General features: G+C 75.1%; 13 protein-coding genes and 1 CRISPR repeat array. Of the genes, 7 read left to right on the top strand and 6 right to left on the bottom strand.

Annotation, left to right across the window (positions count from 1 at the left end; translation table 11 throughout):
• The first annotated feature begins 385 nt into the window (after positions 1–385).
• The gene (locus ABZ234_RS30705; RefSeq protein WP_355014341.1) at positions 386–1,318 is read left to right on the top strand and encodes a TauD/TfdA family dioxygenase; all 933 of its coding nucleotides are present in this window, start codon (positions 386–388) and stop codon (positions 1,316–1,318) included.
• A 185-nt stretch (positions 1,319–1,503) separates the two neighbouring features.
• Here the strand turns inward: ABZ234_RS30705 and ABZ234_RS30700 are convergent, their stop codons facing one another.
• The 3 genes from ABZ234_RS30700 to ABZ234_RS30690 form a co-directional block, all read right to left on the bottom strand.
• Entirely contained in the window at positions 1,504–2,238 is a 735-nt protein-coding gene (locus tag ABZ234_RS30700) for an SDR family oxidoreductase (protein ID WP_355014340.1), read from the bottom strand.
• A complete protein-coding gene (locus tag ABZ234_RS30695) occupies positions 2,235–3,311 on the bottom strand; it encodes a dihydrodipicolinate synthase family protein (RefSeq protein WP_355014339.1) in 1,077 nt (358 codons plus the stop codon). The genes ABZ234_RS30700 and ABZ234_RS30695 overlap by 4 nt, the downstream gene beginning before the upstream one ends.
• Positions 3,312–3,492: 181 nt before the next feature.
• Positions 3,493–4,668 carry a mandelate racemase/muconate lactonizing enzyme family protein gene (locus tag ABZ234_RS30690; protein WP_355014338.1) on the bottom strand — a complete coding sequence of 392 codons (1,176 nt, stop codon included), beginning with the start codon at positions 4,666–4,668 and terminating at the stop codon, positions 3,493–3,495.
• A gap of 183 nt (positions 4,669–4,851) precedes the next feature.
• On the opposite strand from ABZ234_RS30690, the gene ABZ234_RS30685 reads away from it, so the two are divergent.
• The 6 genes from ABZ234_RS30685 (at position 4,852) to ABZ234_RS30660 (ending at position 12,581) form a co-directional block, all read left to right on the top strand.
• Positions 4,852–6,180, top strand: coding sequence for an MFS transporter (locus ABZ234_RS30685; protein ID WP_355014337.1), 1,329 nt, complete (start codon positions 4,852–4,854; stop codon positions 6,178–6,180).
• A gap of 72 nt (positions 6,181–6,252) precedes the next feature.
• A complete protein-coding gene (locus ABZ234_RS30680) occupies positions 6,253–8,085 on the top strand; it encodes a BNR-4 repeat-containing protein (protein WP_355014336.1) in 1,833 nt (610 codons plus the stop codon).
• A 225-nt stretch (positions 8,086–8,310) separates the two neighbouring features.
• Complete coding sequence (locus tag ABZ234_RS30675; protein WP_355014335.1) at positions 8,311–9,105, top strand: IclR family transcriptional regulator; 795 nt, start codon at positions 8,311–8,313, stop codon at positions 9,103–9,105.
• Between the two features lie 321 nt (positions 9,106–9,426).
• Complete coding sequence (locus ABZ234_RS30670; RefSeq protein WP_355014334.1) at positions 9,427–10,479, top strand: 2-dehydro-3-deoxygalactonokinase; 1,053 nt, start codon at positions 9,427–9,429, stop codon at positions 10,477–10,479.
• A gap of 74 nt (positions 10,480–10,553) precedes the next feature.
• Positions 10,554–11,216, top strand: a complete 663-nt coding sequence (locus ABZ234_RS30665) for a 2-dehydro-3-deoxy-6-phosphogalactonate aldolase (RefSeq protein ID WP_355014333.1) — start codon at positions 10,554–10,556, stop codon at positions 11,214–11,216.
• Between the two features lie 93 nt (positions 11,217–11,309).
• Positions 11,310–12,581 (top strand): aminotransferase class I/II-fold pyridoxal phosphate-dependent enzyme, encoded by a 1,272-nt coding sequence (locus ABZ234_RS30660; protein WP_355014332.1) that lies wholly within the window; start codon positions 11,310–11,312, stop codon positions 12,579–12,581.
• Between the two features lie 147 nt (positions 12,582–12,728).
• On the opposite strand, the gene ABZ234_RS30655 is transcribed toward ABZ234_RS30660, so the two are convergent.
• The 3 genes from ABZ234_RS30655 to ABZ234_RS30645 form a co-directional block, all read right to left on the bottom strand.
• Positions 12,729–14,090, bottom strand: a complete 1,362-nt coding sequence (locus ABZ234_RS30655; RefSeq protein WP_355014331.1) for a YeeE/YedE family protein — start codon at positions 14,088–14,090, stop codon at positions 12,729–12,731.
• Between the two features lie 511 nt (positions 14,091–14,601).
• Positions 14,602–15,531: a universal stress protein gene (locus tag ABZ234_RS30650; RefSeq protein WP_355014330.1), complete on the bottom strand. Its 930-nt coding sequence runs from the start codon at positions 15,529–15,531 to the stop codon at positions 14,602–14,604.
• A gap of 181 nt (positions 15,532–15,712) precedes the next feature.
• Entirely contained in the window at positions 15,713–17,482 is a 1,770-nt protein-coding gene (locus ABZ234_RS30645) for a hypothetical protein (RefSeq protein WP_355014329.1), read from the bottom strand.
• A gap of 292 nt (positions 17,483–17,774) precedes the next feature.
• Positions 17,775–18,291: a CRISPR direct-repeat array (repeat unit 29 nt; unit sequence CTGCTCCCCGCGCACGCGGGGATGGACCC).
• Positions 18,292–18,297: the final 6 nt, after the last annotated feature.

Genomic DNA, 18,297 nt, shown 5'->3' with positions numbered 1-18,297 from the left:
CGCGGACCTGCGACGGCTGGGTATCGACGAGCACACCCTGCCGCTGGTCCGGGTGCTCACGGCCTCCTTCCAGCTCGAAGCCGCACGCGGGCTGCCGACTGGGCTCCCCTCCCCGCGCCTGACCCGCGGGCGGCCCCCGTGCCGGCGTTCCGCCGGTGACCGCCGGGCCCGGTCCCGGGTCCGCGCCTCCGCGTCCTGTCCCGTCCGCTCCCCGTGCCCGGTGCGGCGTCCGGTCCGGTGTCCGGGGACTCGTGTCTCACTCCCTCCGCGCAGACCGCCCCCGCCCGTGAACAGGGCCTCCGTCCCCCGGCCGCCGCCCGGCGAGCCGCGGGTCCCGGTGGGCGCCTCCCGTTTATCCTGTTTTCCCATCGGAAAGGTATGGAACATGACTGCGATGATCGAGACCACGGCGGGGCTGCGCGACAGCGCCGCGGTCGACACGGCGCTCGTCGAGGGCCCGCGCACACTGCGCCGGCTCCCCGAGGGCGCGTCCGCCCAGCCCTACCGCCTGTTCGAGGTCCGACCCCTCGGCGCCCTCATCGGCGCCGAGATCCACGGCGTGGACCTGCGGGAGGAGATCGGCGAGGAGCTGCGCACCGAGATCCACCGCGCGCTCCTGGAGTACAAGGTCGTCTTCTTCCGCGACCAGCCCATCGACTCCGCGCGCCAGAAGGCCGTCGCCCGGATGTGGGGGGAACTGGAGACCAACCCGTTCATCGACCAGGGGGACGACGCCCACGTCGCCCGGTTCGCCAAGGGCGGGACGCCTCCCAGCTACGAGAACGTCTGGCACACCGACGTGACCTGGAGGGAGCGGCCCGCCATGGGCGCGATCCTGCGCCTGGTGGAGGTCCCGCCCGTGGGCGGCGACACCCTGTGGGCCGACATGGCCGCCGCCTACGACAACCTGCCCGACACCGTCAAGGAGCGCATCGAGGGCCGCACCGCCGTCCACGACGTCATCCCCGGGTTCTCACGGTTCCTGGACGAGCGCAGGCTCCTGGAGTGGCAGGACCGGTTCCCGCCGGTCGAGCACCCCGTCGTGCGCACGCACCCCGAGACCGGGCGCAGGACGCTGTTCGTCAACGTCTCCTTCACGACCCGCATCGTCGGGATGGAGCGGGCCGAGAGCGACGAGATCCTGCGCTTCCTGTTCCAGCAGGCGCACGCGCCGGAGTTCCAGGTGCGCTTCCGGTGGGAGCGGGACTCGGTCGCCTTCTGGGACAACCGCGCCACCCAGCACTACGCGGTGAACGACTACCACCCCCACCCCCGGATCGCCGAGCGCGTCGCCATCGTGGGGGACCGCCCCTTCTAGAAGGGGCCCCTAGAAGGGGCCCCGGCCCCGGCGGGCGGCCCGCCGGGGCCCGGTGGCGGGGACTCCTTCAGGCCGGGTCGGCGGGGGAGAACCCGGGCGGCCCCGGCCAGGCCGGGCCGGTCCCGACGCCCCTGCGGCGGCCCCGCCCGCCGTCCGACGGGCGGGGGTCCGTGGGCGGCCCGGGGTCAGTCCCCGGTGCCGGGGAGGAACCGGGCGCGCAGGTCGGGGCGCAGGAACGCGGCCGGGGAGGCGATGGAGAGCCCGCCGTCCACCGGCAGGACCACGCCGGTGACGAAGGAGGCCTCCGGGGCCGACAGGAACACGACCGCGTGCGCGACCTCCTCGGGCGTGCCGGTGCGGCCGAGCGGGTAGCCCTCGGAGGCGGCGGCCAGCCCCCTGCCCCCGATGAGCCCCGGCGCGACCGCGTTCACCCGCACCCCCCGCGGCCCGTACTCCAGCGCGAGCTGGCGCACGAGCCCCTCGACGCCGGCCTTGGCCGCCGCGTAGCCGGGCAGGCCGGGCGCCGCGAGCGTGCCGTTCACCGAGCCGACGGCCGTGATCGCCGACCCCTCGCCGAGCAGCGGGAGCGCCGCCCGGCAGGTGTAGAACGCCGAGCCCAGGGTGGTGTCCACGGCCGTGCGCCACTGCTCGTCGCTGGTGTGCTCGGCGGGGGCCACGGGCATGGCCGCGGCCGCCGGGACCAGGACGTCCAGCCCGCCCAGGGCCTCGGCCGCCCCGGCGACCGCCGACGCCGCGCCCGCCGGGTCCGCGCAGTCGGCGGCCAGGGCGAGGACGAGCGAGGGGTCGTCGAACTCCTCCAGAGAGACGCCCGCGACCCGGTCGCCCCGGGAGGCGAAGGCCCGGGAGACGGCCCGGCCGATGTCGGAGGAGGCCCCGACGACGAGGACGCGCCTGCTCATCGGCCCGCACCGCCCGCCGCCGCAGCGCTCCCGCCCACCGGGGCGGACGCGGCCTTCGGGGCTCCCGCGGCCTGCGCCCCGGAGCCGTCCGGCCCGCGACCGGGACCGGCTCCCTCCGCCCCCGCCGCGCGCGGCGACGGGTTCGCGCCCCGGGCCGCCGCCACGACGGTGTCGTGGTCGGGCAGGCCGAGGTCGTGCAGGATCGCGGCGAGCCCGGCGGCGGTGCGCGGGTCGAGCGGGGCGGCGGGCAGGCGCACGGCGGCGGAGCCGATGACGCCGCGGGCCACCAGCACCTCCTTGTGCACGGCCCAGGCGACGCCGCCCTGCATGCCGAAGCGCAGCAGCGGCAGCAGCCGGTCGTAGGCGCGCCTCGCGGCGCGGCGGTCCCCGCCCTCCCACAGGGAGAGGACGCCGCCCAGCAGGTCGCTCACCTCGCAGGCGGGCATGGTGCCCACGGCGCCGGCCCCGTACTCCTCCAGCAGGAAGAAGGCGTTCTGGCCGCCCAGCACGGCCGCGTCGGCGCCCCGCGCGTCCAGGGCGGCGCGCACGGCGGCGGTCGAGGCCGGGGTGGGCGGCGACTCGACCTTGACCGACGTGACCCGGTCCAGCGCGGCGATCTCGGCGATCACGGCCGGAGCCATGGACACCCCCGTCGCCCCGGGCGCGTCCTGGACCATCACGTCCAGCGCCGTCGCGGCGCACACCCGGGTGTAGAACTCCACCACTTGGCGGGCCGAGGGCTTGACCAGGTACGGGGGCAGCACCATCAGCGAGTCCGCCCCGCCCGCCTCCGCGGCCCGCGCCTGCTCGACGGCCGTCTCGACGGAGGTCCCGTTGACCCCCGCGACGACCGGCACCGCTCCCGAGGCCTCCTCGGCGACCGCGTCGAGGATCCGGGACCGCTCGTCGGCGGTGAGGGCGAAGCCCTCGCTCGCCATGCCGAACACGGCGAGGCCGTCGACGCCGCACGCCAACTGGAAGCGGACGAGCCGGCGCAGCCCCTCGTCGTCGAGGGTTCCGTCCGGGTGGAAGGGGGTGGCGAGGATGGGGACGAGTCCGCCGAGAGCGGTCATGGTCGCCTCTTTTCCGGTGGGTGGGTGGTTCTTCGGTCGTGGTCTGCGGGCGGCGGAACGCCGCCGCGCCGGGCGGCCCGGCAGGTGCGGGCGGGCGCTGCGCCCCCGGCACCGGACGGTGCGCTCCGTCCGTCCCCCGGGGGGCGGTGCCGGGCGCGGCCGCTTCGGGGCCGGAGCGGGGTCACCTCGTGGAGCGGTGGCGGACGGCGGCGGAGCGGACGCGCTCCTCGTCGACCTCCAGGCCGAGTCCGGGGCCGGAGCTGAGCCCGATGCCGTCGGGGTGCGCGTCGAAGTGGAAGCCCAGCTCGGCGGCGGTCTCGACGGTGGTCGGCTGGTACTCGAAGAAGGGGGAGTCCTCGGTCGCCGCGCTCACGTGCACCCCGGCGGCGAGCGCGGGGCCCAGGCCGACGGAGTGGTGCGGGGCGACGGGCACGTGGTGGGCCGAGCACACCTCGGCGATCGAGGCGGCCTCGGTCACGCCGGTGCGGCCGACGTCGGGCTGGGCCAGGCCGAGGGCCCCCGCCGCCAGCCACTGCGCGAACTCGTAGCGGTTGCGCAGCGTCTCCCCGACGGCGACGGGCAGTTCGATCCGGTCGGCGAGGCGGCGGTGGCCCTCGACGTCCTCCGGCGCGAGCGGGGCCTCCAGGAACACCGCCCCGCGGTCGGCCAGCTCCCGCCCCAGCCGGGCGGCCTGGGAGGGCGTGTAGCGCCAGTGCGCGTCCACGGCGAGGGCCAGGCCGGGCGCCGCCGCGGACACCGCGTCGACGGTGGCCAGGTCGGCGTCCACCCCGTTGCCCAGGTGGAGCTTGACCGTGCGGGCCCCCCGCTCCTGCCACCGGCGGGCGAGGTCGGCCCGTCCGGCGTCGTCCGGGCTCGGGAGCCCGGACACGTAGGTGGGCACGCGTGTGCGGTGCGCGCCGCCGAGGAGGGCCGCCACGCCGAGTCCGCTGATCCTCCCGGCCAGGTCCCACAGGGCGATGTCGACGGCGGCGAGCGCGTCGGCCTGGTGGCCGACCAGGTGGCCCCGCTCGCGCATGAGCGAGCGCAGCCGCGCCCAGGCGGGGCGCGGCGCGGTGGCGTCGGCGCCGACGAGCTGCGGGGCGAGCAGCCCGTCGACCACCTGCGCGGGGATCTCGGGGCCGACGGGGGCCAGTGCCTCGCCCCACCCGGCGGTGCCGTCCTCGGCCTCGACGCGGACCAGGAGGGTCTCGAAGAGGGCGGAGTAGAGGCTGAGCCACGGTTCGCGGACCCGGTAGCCCTGCTCCTCGGTGAGCGCCGAGCCGTCGGCGAGGGAGCCGAGGTAGGCGGCTGGGCCCCGCACCTTGACGACGAATGTCTCTACGTTACGAATGCGCATCGAACTTCCCATGTGACCCTTGACATGTCGACTGAGTTAAATCACTGTTGCACACACTGCATGGCTCATGCAATGACGTGGTGGATAAGACACAGGGTGCAACGCGCTCCCGCGACAGCGGTGGCGCCGGACTTCCGCCACGTGGCCGGACCCCCGGCCGACGACACGGACGACGAGGTAGACATGACCGAAGGAACATCCGACGTGCGCGCCGCGGACGTCGCCCCTCCCACCCGGAGGGAGACGAGGAAGGTCCTGCTCGCCACGGGCATCGGCCACTTCGTGGAGTGGTTCGAGATGGGGATCTACGGAACCCTCGCCACCAGCATCGCGGCCAACTTCTTCGCCCCCGGGGACCCCACCGCGGCGCTGCTCTCCACGTTCGCGCTGTTCGCCGTCTCCTTCGTGGTCCGCCCCCTCGGCGGCCTCTTCTGGGGACCGCTGGGCGACCGGATCGGACGGCAGAAGGTCCTCGCCCTGATCGTCCTCATCACCTCGGGGGCGACCTTCCTCATCGGCGTCCTGCCGACCTACGCCACGGTCGGCGCCCTCGCCCCGCTGCTGCTCGTCCTCGCCCGGCTCGTCCAGGGCTTCGCCGCCGGGGGCGAGTCCGCCAGCGCCACGACCCTGCTGTTCGAGTACGCCCCCCGCGGCCGGCGCGGCTTCCTCACCAGCTGGATCGACACCTTCGGGTTCCTGGCCTTCGTCGCGGGCTCCGGACTGGCACTGCTGCTGACCACGGTCCTGGGCGACGCCGCCATGGGCGACTGGGGCTGGCGCATCCCCTTCCTGCTCGCGCTCCCGCTCGGCCTGGTCGGCCTCTACCTGCGCGTGCGCATGGAGGACACGCCGGAGTTCCGCCGCCTGGAGAAGCTCGGCGAGATCGCGCAGTCCCCCGTCAGGGAGGCGTTCCGCACCGGCGGGACCGCGATGCTGCTGCTCGCGGGCATGGTCGTCATCAAGGCCGTCGCCCACTGGACGCTCCAGACCTACATGCCCAGCCACCTCGCCCAGACCTTGGGCTTCAGCTCGGTGCAGTCCTTCCAGGTCACCACCGCGTGCCTGGCGGTGGTCGCGGTCCTGGTGCCGTTCATGGGGGCGCTGTCCGACAGGGTGGGCCGCAAGCCGCTGCTCGTCGCGGGCGCGGGCGGGTTCCTGCTGCTGTCCTACCCCGCCTTCTGGCTCATGTCCCAGGGCAGCTTCGCGCTCGCGTTCCTGGCCATGGCCCTCCTCGGCGTGCTCATCGCCGCCTTCGACGGGGCGGTCAGCGCTGCGATGGCCGAACTCTTCCCCCCGCGCACGCGCAACGGCGCCATCGCGATCCCCTACAACATCGCCGTCGCCCTCTTCGGCGGCACGGCCCCCTACCTCGCCGGAATGCTGGTGGCGGCCACGGGGTCCCCCATCAGCCCGGCCTTCTACATCATGTTCGTCGCCGCGATCTCCCTGGGCACGGTGCTCCGGCTCCGCGAGACCGCCGGACGGCGCGTCCCGGCCGACGCCGCCCCCTGACCCGCGGCCCCGCCGCGGTCCCCGGGGCAGCCCGCCCCGCCCGCCCCCCGAACCACGGACTGGACACCCCCTGTGAGAAGAACCGGACGCACCCTGCCCGCCCTGGCCGCCGCCGCCCTCGCCGCGGGCCTGGCCTCGGCCCCCGCAAGCGCGCTCGACGCGCCGCCCGAGGCCCCCGCGGTCATCGAGGAGATGCCCTACGCGGTCGACACCTCCAACCAGGCCGCCTGGTGGAAGCCGATCGACTCCGTCGACGGCCACGACTACCTCGCCTTCAACGCCCCCGCCTCCGAGGCCGGGCGCCACGAGGTCCACCTCGCCCGGCGCACCGCCTCGGGGGAGTGGACCTCCGGGTGCCTGCGCGCCCGGGCCGGGGCCGACTGCGTCTCCTACACCGACGACATCGGGCACAACCAGCCCTCGATCACGGTGGACGGCGACGGCCGCGTCCACGCCTTCGTGTCCATGCACAACGACGCCTGGCGCTACTACCGCTCCACCGCCCCGGGCGACGTGGACTCGCTCGTGGAGTCCGCCGCCGACCTCCCCGACGGCGGGGGGACCTACACGTACCCGGTGACCGCCCGCGACGACGCGAGCGGCGACGTGTACGCGCTGGTCAGGGCCGACGCCGCCGACAGGCGCCACGGCCGCCTGTACCGCTGGGACAACGCGGCGGGGGAGTGGTCCCGCGAGACCACGGTCGCCTCCGCCCCCGGCCACGCGTTCTACCCCGACGACCTGGAGGTGGACGGCCGGGGACGGGTGCACGTGCTGTGGGAGTGGGGGCCCTTCCCCTCCAGCACCGCCCGCCACCTGGGCTCCTACCTCGTCTACGACCCCGCGACCGGGACCGCGAAGGACGTCGCGGGCGCCCCCGTCGCGCTGCCCGCCGCGGCCGACCCCGGGGGAGCGGTCGTCTACCAGCCCTACACCGAGGGCGAGGACATCGGCACGCAGGCGCCCTCCCTCCAGAGCGCCAAACTGGCGCTCACCCCGGAGGGTTCCCTGGCCGGCGTCGCCTACCGCTTCCGCGACCGTGACACCGGGGACGGCTTCTCCGGCTACGACGCCCGGTACGCGCGCTGGACCGGGACCGCCTGGGAGAGGGAGGTGCTGGCCGAGGCGGGCGCGGGCGGCGTGCACACCTCCGCGGCGATCGACACCACGCACGCCGACGGCACCACCCGCGTCTACCTCGTGGCCGAGCACCGCCGCTGCGCGGGGGCGTTCAGCCAGGTGGTGCGGGCGGAGCGGTCCGGGAGCGGGCCGTGGCTGCTCGACCGGGCCGGGCCCGAGCGCCCCGGCCTCCAGCGGCTGAGCGCCCTCACCGGCGCCGACGGCGCCGACACCCTCTACGTCAGCGCGCCCCTGGCGGAGGGGACGCGGGGTTCGGTGTTCCGCATGGGCCTGTCCCGGGGCACGCCCTCCGGGGGCGGCACGTGGGAGGAGCTGGTCTCGGGCCTGTCCGAGGACCCCGACCTGGGCGAGAACCTCGCCCTGGGCGGCGCCACGTCGGTGAGCTCCCGGCGCGACGCCGACAGCGGAGGGGACCGGGCCGTGGACGGCGACTGCTCGGACGCCTCGCGCTGGATCTCCGCCGAGGGCGACGCCGCGCCCACCCTCACCGTGGACCCGGGCGCGGTGGCGGACGTGTCGGCGGTCCGCGTGGCCAGCGGCTACGCGCCCGACCCCGCCTCCACCGTCCTGCGGGACTTCGAGGTGCGCGGCCGGACCCCCGGCGGGGGCTGGACCACCCTGGCCTCGGTGAGCGGCAACACCGAGGAGCTGCGCGTCGTGGAGTTCGCTCCCGCCGAGGTCGACCGGGTCCAGCTGGTCGTGACCGACCCCTCGGCCTCGGAGGTCGACGTCGCCAGGGTCCGGGAGTTCCAGGTGTTCTCCTGAGGAGCCGGGGCGCGGGAGAGCGTCCCGGAACGTCCGGCCGCCGGGCCCCGGCGGCCGGACGGCCGTGCGCGGGCGCCTTCCCCCGGCGCTCCCGCACCCGTGGACGGTGTCGGCGTCCGATGCCGCCGGGCGCGGTGTGAGCAGGGTGTTTGGTACGGCGAACCGAGTACCCGTACAGTGCAGATGACGATGCGGACAGTGCATCACTTATGCGATGGGACCGTGGTGGCAGCCGAACAGAGTGGGAACCAGTCCGTCGAGCGGGCGATCAGCGTGCTCCGCGCCTTCCTGGAGGGAAAGCCCGAGCTGCGGGTGTCCGACATCGCCCGGCTGACCGGCATCGGACAGTCCACCGTCTCCCGGCTGCTGGCGACCCTGGAGTCCGCGCGCCTCATCGGCAAGGACGAGGACAGCGGGTTCTTCCGCCTCGGCATGGACCACGTGTCGCTGGCCGCCGCCTTCCTCAACGGCAACCCCGTGCACCGCGAGGCCCGCCCCGTGGCCCAGCGCCTGGCCCAGGAGCTCGGCCTCGGCGCCAACGTCGCGGTCCGGGACGGGGACTCCCTGTTCTACCTGTGCAACTTCGAGGGGGCCCTGGCCCCCAAGGCCCACGTCCTCATGGGCAGCCGCAACCCCCTGCACGCCACCGGCCTGGGCAAGTGCCTGCTGCTGTCGAGCACCGCCGAACAGCGCCGCGCCCTGCTCGGGGACGACCTCCACGCCTACACCGTCTCCACCGTCACCGGCCACGAGGCCCTGGACGCGGAGATCGAGCGCTCCCGGGCACGGGGCTACGCCACCGAGGTCGAGGAGCTCGCCCTGGGCAGGGCCTGCGTGGCCGCCCCCGTCCGCGACGCCAGCGGCGAGATCGTCGCGGGCCTGTCCGTGTCCGGGCCGCTCAGCGCGATCGACCTGCAGCGTCGCGAGGCGGAGCTCGCCGGGACCGTCATCGAGGCCGCCGACCGCGTCGCCCTGGCCCTGGGCTACCAGGCCCACCGCATCCTCGCCCCCCGGGGCTGACCCGGCCGGGGCGGCGAACCGGGCCGGGCGGCGGGCACGCCTACGTCCCCGCCGCGTCCGTCGGTCTGCCGCGCCGCCGGGAGGCCCCGGACGCCGACGGCCCGGAGGCGCGTACCCGGGAGGGGCCTCCTGCGGACGGGCCCGGGACGCCCCCGGCGGCGGAGCCGTGCGCCGCATCCGGAGAACGCGGGGGACCCGCCCCCGTTCAGGGCCACCTGGGCCCATGCTCATCCCTCTATATGGGACGGTGTTCGACAAAGTGGGACGCCTCGCGTTACCTGTCGGCATAAGGCCAGACCACGGCACGACGGAACGGATGCGATGGACGACTACTCGGCGGCCCGGCTCGTGGCGCTGGACTGGGGCACCAGCTCCTGCCGCGCCTACCTCCTGACGGAGGACGGAACCGTCCTCGACCACAGGTCCACGGACGACGGCGTCATGCGCGTCACGGCCGGCGCGCGCGAGGCGGGCGAGAGCAGGGAAGAGGCCTTCGACCGGGCGTTGCGCTCCCTGTGCCTGGACTGGGCGGAGGCCGCCCCCCGGGCGCTGCCCGTCGTCGCGAGCGGCATGGTCGGCAGCGACCAGGGCTGGGCCCAGGCGCCCTACGTCGAGCTCCCGGTCGACCCGTTGGCGACCGCCCTGCCCCTGACCAGGGTCGAGTCCTCCCTGGGGCCGGTCCACATCCTGCCCGGGCTCACCGCCCCGGGACCCCTGCCCGGCCTCCTGCGCGGCGAGGAGACCCAGGTGGTCGGCGCGCTGCTCGCCGACGGCGCGGGCGACGCCACCGCGCGGACCGGCGGAGGACGCGAGCGGACCGTCGTCCTGCCCGGCACCCACGCCAAATGGGTGCGGCTGCGCGGCTCCGTCGTCACCGGCTTCACCACCCACATGAGCGGCGAGGTCTACGCGCTGCTCATGGAGAACAGCATCCTCGGCCGCCTCGCCCGGCCGGCGGAGGGCGACCGGTGGGAGGCCTACGAGCGGGGCCTGGACGTGGCGATGGGCCCCGACGGGGACCCCGGGCTCCTCGGAACCCTCTTCTCCGCCCGCTCCCTCGTCGTCACCGGCCGGCTCCGGCCCGACCAGGTCGGCGACTACGTCTCCGGCCTCGTCATCGGCAGCGAGGTCCGCGGCGAGCTCCGCGGCGGCGCGGACACGCCCGGCGCGGACGACGTCCTCCTCCTGGGGACCGACGACCTGTGCGACCGCTACGGGCGCGCGCTCTCCCGGGTGGGCGTGGCCTCCGCCCGGGGCGCCACGGGGACCACCCCCCGCGCCCTGGCCCACCTCGCCCGGCGCGCGGGACTGCTCGGCGACGGCTCCGGCACGGCCGGACCCGACGACGCGGACCGCGCACCCGCAGCCCCCTGACGACCCACGCCCCGTCCGCGCAGCCGGTGGAACACCGGCGGGACCGGACGGCCGGACGACCCACGGAGAGAACCATGACCGACACACGCCGCCCCAGCGGGCTCATCGCCATCCTGCGCGGCCTGCCCTCCGCGGACGCCGCCCGCGTGGGCTCCGCCCTCTACGAGACCGGGATGCGCACCCTGGAGGTGCCCCTGAACTCCCCGGACCCCCTGCGCGCCATCGAGGTCCTGCGCGAGGAGCTGCCCGACGACGCCCGGGTGGGCGCCGGGACCGTCCTCACCACCGCGCAGGTGCGCTCCGTGCACGACGCGGGCGGGCAGATCGTGGTGTCGCCCAACGTCGACGCCGACGTCGTCCGCGCCACCGTCGAGCTGGGCATGGACTCCTACCCCGGCGTGGCCACGGTCACCGAGGCGTTCACCGCCGTGCACGCCGGCGCCCGCGCGGTCAAGCTCTTCCCCTCCACCCAGGTAGGCATCGACGGCATGAAGGCCTGGCGCGCGGTGCTGCCCGCCGACCTCGAACTCGTCCCCGTCGGCGGGATCGGCGCCGCCTCCCTGGGCGCGTGGGTCGAGGCGGGCGCCACCGGATTCGGCATCGGCTCCGCCGTCTACCGCCCGGGGATCGCCGAGGAGGAGATGGTCGCGGTCGCCGCGGAACTCGTTGGCGCCTGGGACGAGGCGGCCCCGCGACTGCGCCCGCTGGGGGCGGACGGCCCCGCGACCAGCCGCTGAGGCAGCGGAGGGGCCCCGGGCGGTGAACGGCGGCCCCTCCCTTCTCGGTATCCTCGGCAGCGCCCCACGACGTATCCGCGAGAGGATTCCACCATGACCACCGAGCAGAGCCACGACGCCCTGGAAGGGCAGTTCGAGCGGGCCCAGAAGGACTACGCGGACCTGGCCGCCCGCGGCCTCTCGCTGGACCTCACCCGGGGCAAGCCCGCGCCCGAGCAGCTGGACCTCTCCGAGGCCCTGCTCGGCCTCCCCGGCGACACGCACACCGCCGCCGACGGCACGGACGTGCGCAACTACGGCGGGCTCCAGGGGCTGCCCGAGCTGCGCGAGATCTTCGCCGGGGTCCTCCAGACGCCGGTCGGACAGCTGCTCGCCCTCGGCAACTCCAGCCTCGAGCTGATGCACGACAGCATCGTGCACGCCCTCCTCGGCGTCCTGCCGGGCTCCGAGCGCCGCTGGGCCGACGAGGAGCGCATCGCCTTCCTGTGCCCCGTCCCCGGCTACGACCGCCACTTCGCCCTGTGCGAGCGCTTCGGCATCGAGATGATCCCGGTCGCGATGACCCCCGAGGGCCCGGACATGGACGAGGTGGAGCGCCTGGCCGCCGCGGACCCCGCGGTCAAGGGCATCTGGTGCGTGCCCAAGTACAGCAACCCGGACGGCGTCAGCTACAGCGACGAGACCGTGGCCCGCCTCGCGGCCATGCCGACCGCCGCCCCCGACTTCCGGATCTTCTGGGACAACGCCTACGCGGCGCACCACCTCACCGACGAGCCCGTCGAGATCGCCGACGTCCTCGCGGCGTGCGCCGACAGCGGCAACCCCGACCGGGTGTTCGTCTTCGGGTCCAGCTCGAAGATCACCTTCGCCGGCTCCGGCGTCGCCTTCTTCGGCTCCTCGCCCGCCAACGTCAAGTGGCTGCTCGCCAACAACAGCAAGCGCTCCATCGGCCCCGACAAGGTCAACCAGCTGCGCCACGCGCAGTTCCTGCGCGACGAGGCGGGCGTGCGCGCCCACATGGACCGCCAGCGCGACCTGCTGCGCCCCAAGTTCGACGCCGTGCAGCGGATCCTGGAGGCGGAGCTCGGCGGCACCGGCCTGGCCACGTGGACCGAGCCCAAGGGCGGCTACTTCGTCACCCTGCGGGTCCAGGACGGCTGCGCCAAGGAGGTCGTCCGCCGGGCGTCCGAGGCGGGCATCGTGCTCACCCCCGCCGGCGCCACCCACCCCTACGGCGACGACCCGGACGACGCCGTCATCCGCATCGCGCCCAGCTACCCCGGCCAGGAGGACCTGGAGCAGGCCATGCACGGCCTGACGGTCTGCGTGCGCCTGGTGGGGATCGAGAAGCAGCTGAAGGGCTGACGCAGGGGGCGGGGGCGGCCGACGGCCGCCCCGCCCGTCGCGCCCCCGCCGGGGACGTGGCGGCCGCCCCGGCACACCGTTCCCGTGGAACGGGAACGGCCCCGCCCGCGTTCGCGCGGGCGGGGCCGTGGTGCTCCTGGGGGCGGATCAGCAGACGCTGTCACCCGGCTTGGGCACGCCCAGCCCGAACAGGGTGCGGGCGCGCAGCCCGGCCCAGGTCCCGGCCAGCGCGAAGACCGCCCACAGCCACCCGTGCAGGCTCCCCGAGCCGATCCCGGCCAGGTAGGCGCCGATGTTGCAGCCCCCGGCCAGACGGGCGCCGATGCCCATCAGGACGCCGCCCGCCAGCCCGGCGGCGACCAGGTTCCAGCTCAGGCCGGTGTGCAGCTTCCACGTCCCGGCGGCGCCGGCGGCCACCGCCGCGCCGAGGATGATCCCGATGTTGGTGAGGCTGTTCTTGTCCTGGAGCACGGGGCCTGCCAGCTGCTCGGCCTGGGCCGGCTGACTCCAGAACGCCCAGGTCTCCGGGTGCAGGCCGACCAGCTGCAGGGCCTTGGCCCCCCACAGGTTGAACGCCGAGGTGATGCCCCAGGGGCCGCCGGAGACCACCAGCACGGCGGTGCCGAGCACGGCCAGGACCAGTGCACCGGCGATCAGCGGCCAGCTGCCGCGCACCACGCGCAGCGCGCCCCGGGCCGAGGGCGGGGCGCCCACGGGCGGCGGGACGCGGCGGTTCTGCACCGCCCGGGTGCCCACGACCAGCGCCGCCAGCAGGGCGATCGTGATCGCCCAGGAGCCGCCCCAGCCGACGTGGTCGGAGAGCAGGAACGGCGGCAGCGCGGGCAGGTCCGCGACCAGCGGCCACGCGGCGCTGTAGATCACCGAGCCCGCGATGAACCCGACCAGGGTGATGACGATCGCGGACTGGCCGGAGCCGACCGCGAAGAGGGTGCCCGAGGCGCAGGCGCCGCCGAGCTGCATGCCGATCCCGAACAGGAACGCCCCCAGGAACAGGGCGATGCCGATGGGGCCGGCCGACGGCGCCGGGGCGCTGCCGAACAGTCCGGTTCCGGTGCCGATGACCAGGGCGAACAGGGTCGCGGTCGTGCCCAGCAGCACGGCGTGCGCGCGCAGGCCCGTGCCGTTGCCCACGGCGAGGAACTGCCGCCAGGCGGAGGTGAAGCCGAACCGGGAGTGGAACAGGGTGAAGCCGAGGCCGGTGCCCAGGACCAGCAGGACGGCGGGCAGCGCCCCGTGCGCGTTCCACACGTAGGCGGCCAGCGCGAGCGCGCCCGCCAGGGCGATGCCCAGCGGCCACCACCGGACCGGCTCCGCCTCGGCGGGCCGGGGCGGAGGCGCGGAGAGGGTGGGTCGCCAGGTCAGGGCGAGGGCGGGCGAGACGGTCGCCGTGGCGGTGTCGGCGGCCGACCCGGGGGCGTCGGCGGCGGGGCCGTCGACGCTTCCCACCGAGTCGGTATTTCCGGGCGGTGAGGTGGGGTTAGTGGTCATGCGGGTGCTGTCCAAACCATGCGGTGGCGGGGAACGGCGGCGGTCCTGGGACGGACCGGGGCCGTGGAACAGGGATGACTGCGTCCGGAAGGACGGGGGCCGGTGCCGGGCGCGGGCGCCGGAGATGAGGCGGGGGAGGGCCCCCGGAGCCTCGTGTCAGCGCACGCCGTCGCGGCACCGGCGGCGACAGAGGCCGTCATCGGTGCTCGTCAGCGACATGGAGATGAGGACCATGCGCAGGAAGCGGGCTGTATCGGACACGGCGAACATTCTAGGACACAGGGCCCATGTGGCAACGGGCGGGCGCCGTGTGACGCGCCACCACGGGGCCGAGGGGGCGCCGGGGTGCGACCGGGCGGTCGCGGAGGAAGCCGGGGCGGGGGCGGACCGGAGCGGAACCGGGGGAGGGGCGGCCCCGCCCGGGGCGCCGCCGCGCACCCCGGACGGGGCCGCCCCCTCGGGCCCGGCTCCACGCGCTGCCGGACAGGGCGGCGGGCCGGGCCCGCCGCGCTCACTCCGTCGCGTCCACGCCCTTGGGCAGCACCACGACCGGCACCGTGGCGCTGTGCAGCACCCCCTGGCTCACCGACCCCAGGATCAGGCCCCGGATGCTGCCCCGGCCGCGCGAGCCGACCACGATCAGGTCCGCCTCGGCCCCCGCCTCGACCAGGGCGTCCACCGGGTTGCGCTCGGTGCGCACGACGGTGATGTCCACGTCCTCGGTGTTCTCGTCCATGACCTCGGCCAGCACACCCGCGACGAGCTCCTCCGAGCGCCGGTCCAGCAGGTCGTCCGGCGGGGTCCAGCCGGCCGCGACCAGCGACTCGGTGGCGAACGGCATCGGGACCTCCCAGCTGTTCACCACCACGACCGAGGCCGCGCCGCCGCGCACGGCCTCGTGCAGGGCGAAGCCCAGCGCGCGCCGTGAGTCCTCCGAGCCGTCCACGCCCACGACGATCCGCTGGGGTTCGCGCAGGGGCGGGGTCTCGCCCTCCGGGGCGGGGACGACGACCACCGGGCACTCGGCGTGGGAGGCGAGGCGCACGCCCGCGGAGCCGGCGAGGGCGGAGCGGACCGGTCCGAGCCCGCGCGTGCCCACGACCACCAGGTCGTGCGGGCCGGTGCGGTGCAGCAGGGCGAGCGGGGGCTCCTCCAGGGCGAGGATCGTCTGCACGTCCACCTCCGGCCGGAGGGAGCGCGCGTGCTCGGCGGCCTCGGCCAGGATGCGCCGGCCCTGGTCGGCGATCTCCTCCGATGCGGGGAAGCGCGTCGGCCCGGTGTAGACGGACACCACCAGCGGCATGGACAGCGCGTGCACCACGTACAGGGGGACGCCCCGTCGCACGGCCTCGGCCGTCGCCCACTCCAGCGCCGACCGCCCGGTCGGCGATCCGTCGACCCCCACCGCGACCTTGGGGGATGGTAGCTGCTCGTCCGCCATGAAACCTCCTTCGTCCGGGGATGTCGGATTCCCCGTCGAGACTGCCGTACCCGGGATCTCCAGCCCCAACAGTCCCGTGGCGTGGCGGGAAATTCGTCACACCGGACGACGTGCGTCCCGGTCCCTCCGGCCCGCGGGCGGGCCGGGGCGGGGGCCGGAGGGCCCGGAGTGGAGGCCGGTCCTACACCGCGCCGGTGTGCGCGTCCAGCCCGGCCCCGATCAGCTTGAGCGTGGGCCGGTGGTCCACCACGGCGGCGAGCCTGACCAGTTCGGCGTGGAAGTCCTCTCCCCGGATCCGGCCCAGCGCCGTCGCGCACGCGTTGGCGAGCGCCGGCCGGTCCGGCCCCTGGCCGGGGACCCTGACCAGGGCCTTCTCCAGCAGCGCGCCCAACCCGCTCGCGGTGTGCGCGTGCCCGGGGAGGAAGGACAGGAGCCGTACGAGGCCGCGGACGGCGGTGTCGTTGAAGCGGTCGTGCCGGACGTCGTTCTCCAGCGGCAGCGAACGCGGTTCTCCCACCAGGGCCAGCCAGCCCAGCACCCGCTCCCGGAACTCGTCCGCGTCGACCTCCGCGAGCAGCGCCCGGCCCCTCCTCTCCCAGGTCGCGCTCGGCCTGCTCGCCTTCGCCGTCGCGGCGTGCGCGACCAGGTCGCGCCACGCGTCCGGGAGGTCCGCCAGCTCGGCGAGAGCGTGGTCCGTCCACTCGTCGCCCGCGTTGACCACCGGGTGGGCGGTGAGCAGGCGCACGACCTCGCCCAGGGGCACGTCGGACCCGTAGCCCTCGCCCCAGTAGCGCCGCAGGGTCTGGCCGAAGCTGACCGGGACGTCGCGCCCGGAGACCAGTTCCACCCAGACCATGTGGACACAGCCCTGCCCCCAGAAGGCCGCCGCCGTCGCAGCCGACAGCGCCTCCTGGCGCGTGGGCGCCATGAGGTCGTCGGGGCGCCCCGGGGCGAGCATCGCGTGCATCCTGGCGATCCTGTCCTGCCGCGCCCACGAGTCCGTCGCCCCGTACAGCTCGACGCAGACCTGGGCCAGGCGGTCCCGGAGGTCCTCGGGCAGGGTCGGGAGCAACCTCGCCCCGGTGAACTCCTTGTCCGCCAGGACCATCTCGCACGCCGCCGCGGCGTCGACCGGGAGGACCTCGCGCCACATGGCCTCGAACTCCTCGGACAGCGTGAGCCCGCCCGGGAGCGGGGGGAAGAGGAGCGCCGCCTCCAACCACACGGCAAGCTCCGTCCTCTCCGGGGTCCGCGCCCTCTCGCGGGACGAGCGGGCCTCACCCGCGAGCCGCTCCCGCACCTCCGGGGGAAGGGCCCGCAGACCGGACATCACCCGGAGGAACGAGTCGGGGGCGAGCACCGCCTCCACCTCGCCGGAACCGTCGCGCCCCAGGACCTCGCGGACCACGGGTTCGAGGTCCTCGAACCTCAGCAGGTTCAGCTGGTAGTGCGAGAAGGCCGTGTGCAGCCAGAGGACGCGGTTCCTCCGCTCCGGGGTCCGCGCGGCCCCGTGGAGCTCGGCCAGGGCGTCCGTCAGGCGGTGCCGCTGCCACTCGTGGAGGCCCCGCAGGCGCTTCGCCGTCCGGCGGGGGTTCCCGGCGGCGAGGGCGGTCTCGCAGGCGTCGGCGATGTCGCGGGAGGAGGCGGCGACCAGGACCTCGATCTCGAGGTGGTCCTCCTCCAGGAAGTCCAGCCGGCACCCCAGCAGCGCGGTGTGCAGCGTGAGGACGGCGTCCCGCCGCTCAGGGGTCGCCGCCTCCCTGTACAGCTCGACGCAGTGGTGCGCCAGCAGCCTCACGGCCTTGGTGGGGAGGTCGGAGAGGCCCTTCGCCGCGTGCGGGAAACCCGGGTGGGCGAGGGCCCGTTCGCACGCCGCCGAGGGGTCGTCGCGTTCGACGTCGGCCAGGAGGGCTGTGCGGAGCGAGGCCGCCTCATGTGTCGCTTGCGTCATGCGGCGACCCTAGGGACACACACCGACAGGGCGTATCGGCTCAAAGGAGGAGAGGGGTGGTGGGAGTCGGCGGGAGCTGGCTGGAGCTGGCGGGGCCAGGGTGGGGCTGTACATTGGGCTTTCGCGCCGCCGGGGGCGGGAGGGTTGCGCGCGGCGCGGCCGGCCCGGTTTGTCGGAGGAGAACGTGCTTGCTTGCGACATAGAACCCCTGAAGGGCGTTATGTCCTCAGTGTCGGTTTTTCGAGAAGTTGGAAAATCGGCTGCTTGCCACTGGTAAGTTTGCTGGTCATCTCTGCTCCCCGCGCACGCGGGGATGGACCCCCGCGAGGCTCCTCAGACCCTGGAGGGCGTTCCTGCTCCCCGCGCACGCGGGGATGGACCCGCGACCGCCGCCGTCATCAGACGAGGATGAACCTGCTCCCCGCGCACGCGGGGATGGACCCGATCCGCCGCTCACACTCGGTCCTCCCTGGCCCTGCTCCCCGCGCACGCGGGGATGGACCCCACGCCACCGAGGCCGACGAGGAAACCGTCCTCTGCTCCCCGCGCACGCGGGGATGGACCCGTGACCGAGTTCGGGTCTTCGTCGGGGTAGGTCTGCTCCCCGCGCACGCGGGGATGGACCCGTCGATAGTTGTCTTGATGATCATGGTTGGCCCTGCTCCCCGCGCACGCGGGGATGGACCCAACGTGCAGATCGGGTACGCGCTGCTGTTCTACTGCTCCCCGCGCACGCGGGGATGGACCCAACGTGCAGATCGGGTACGCGCTGCTGTTCTACTGCTCCCCGCGCACGCGGGGATGGACCCAACGTC

The sequence above is a fragment of the Nocardiopsis sp. NPDC006198 genome (assembly GCF_040613895.1).
GTDB classification, from domain to species: Bacteria; Actinomycetota; Actinomycetes; order Streptosporangiales; family Streptosporangiaceae; genus Nocardiopsis; species Nocardiopsis tropica.
This window is presented reverse-complemented; position numbering and strand designations above follow the sequence as displayed.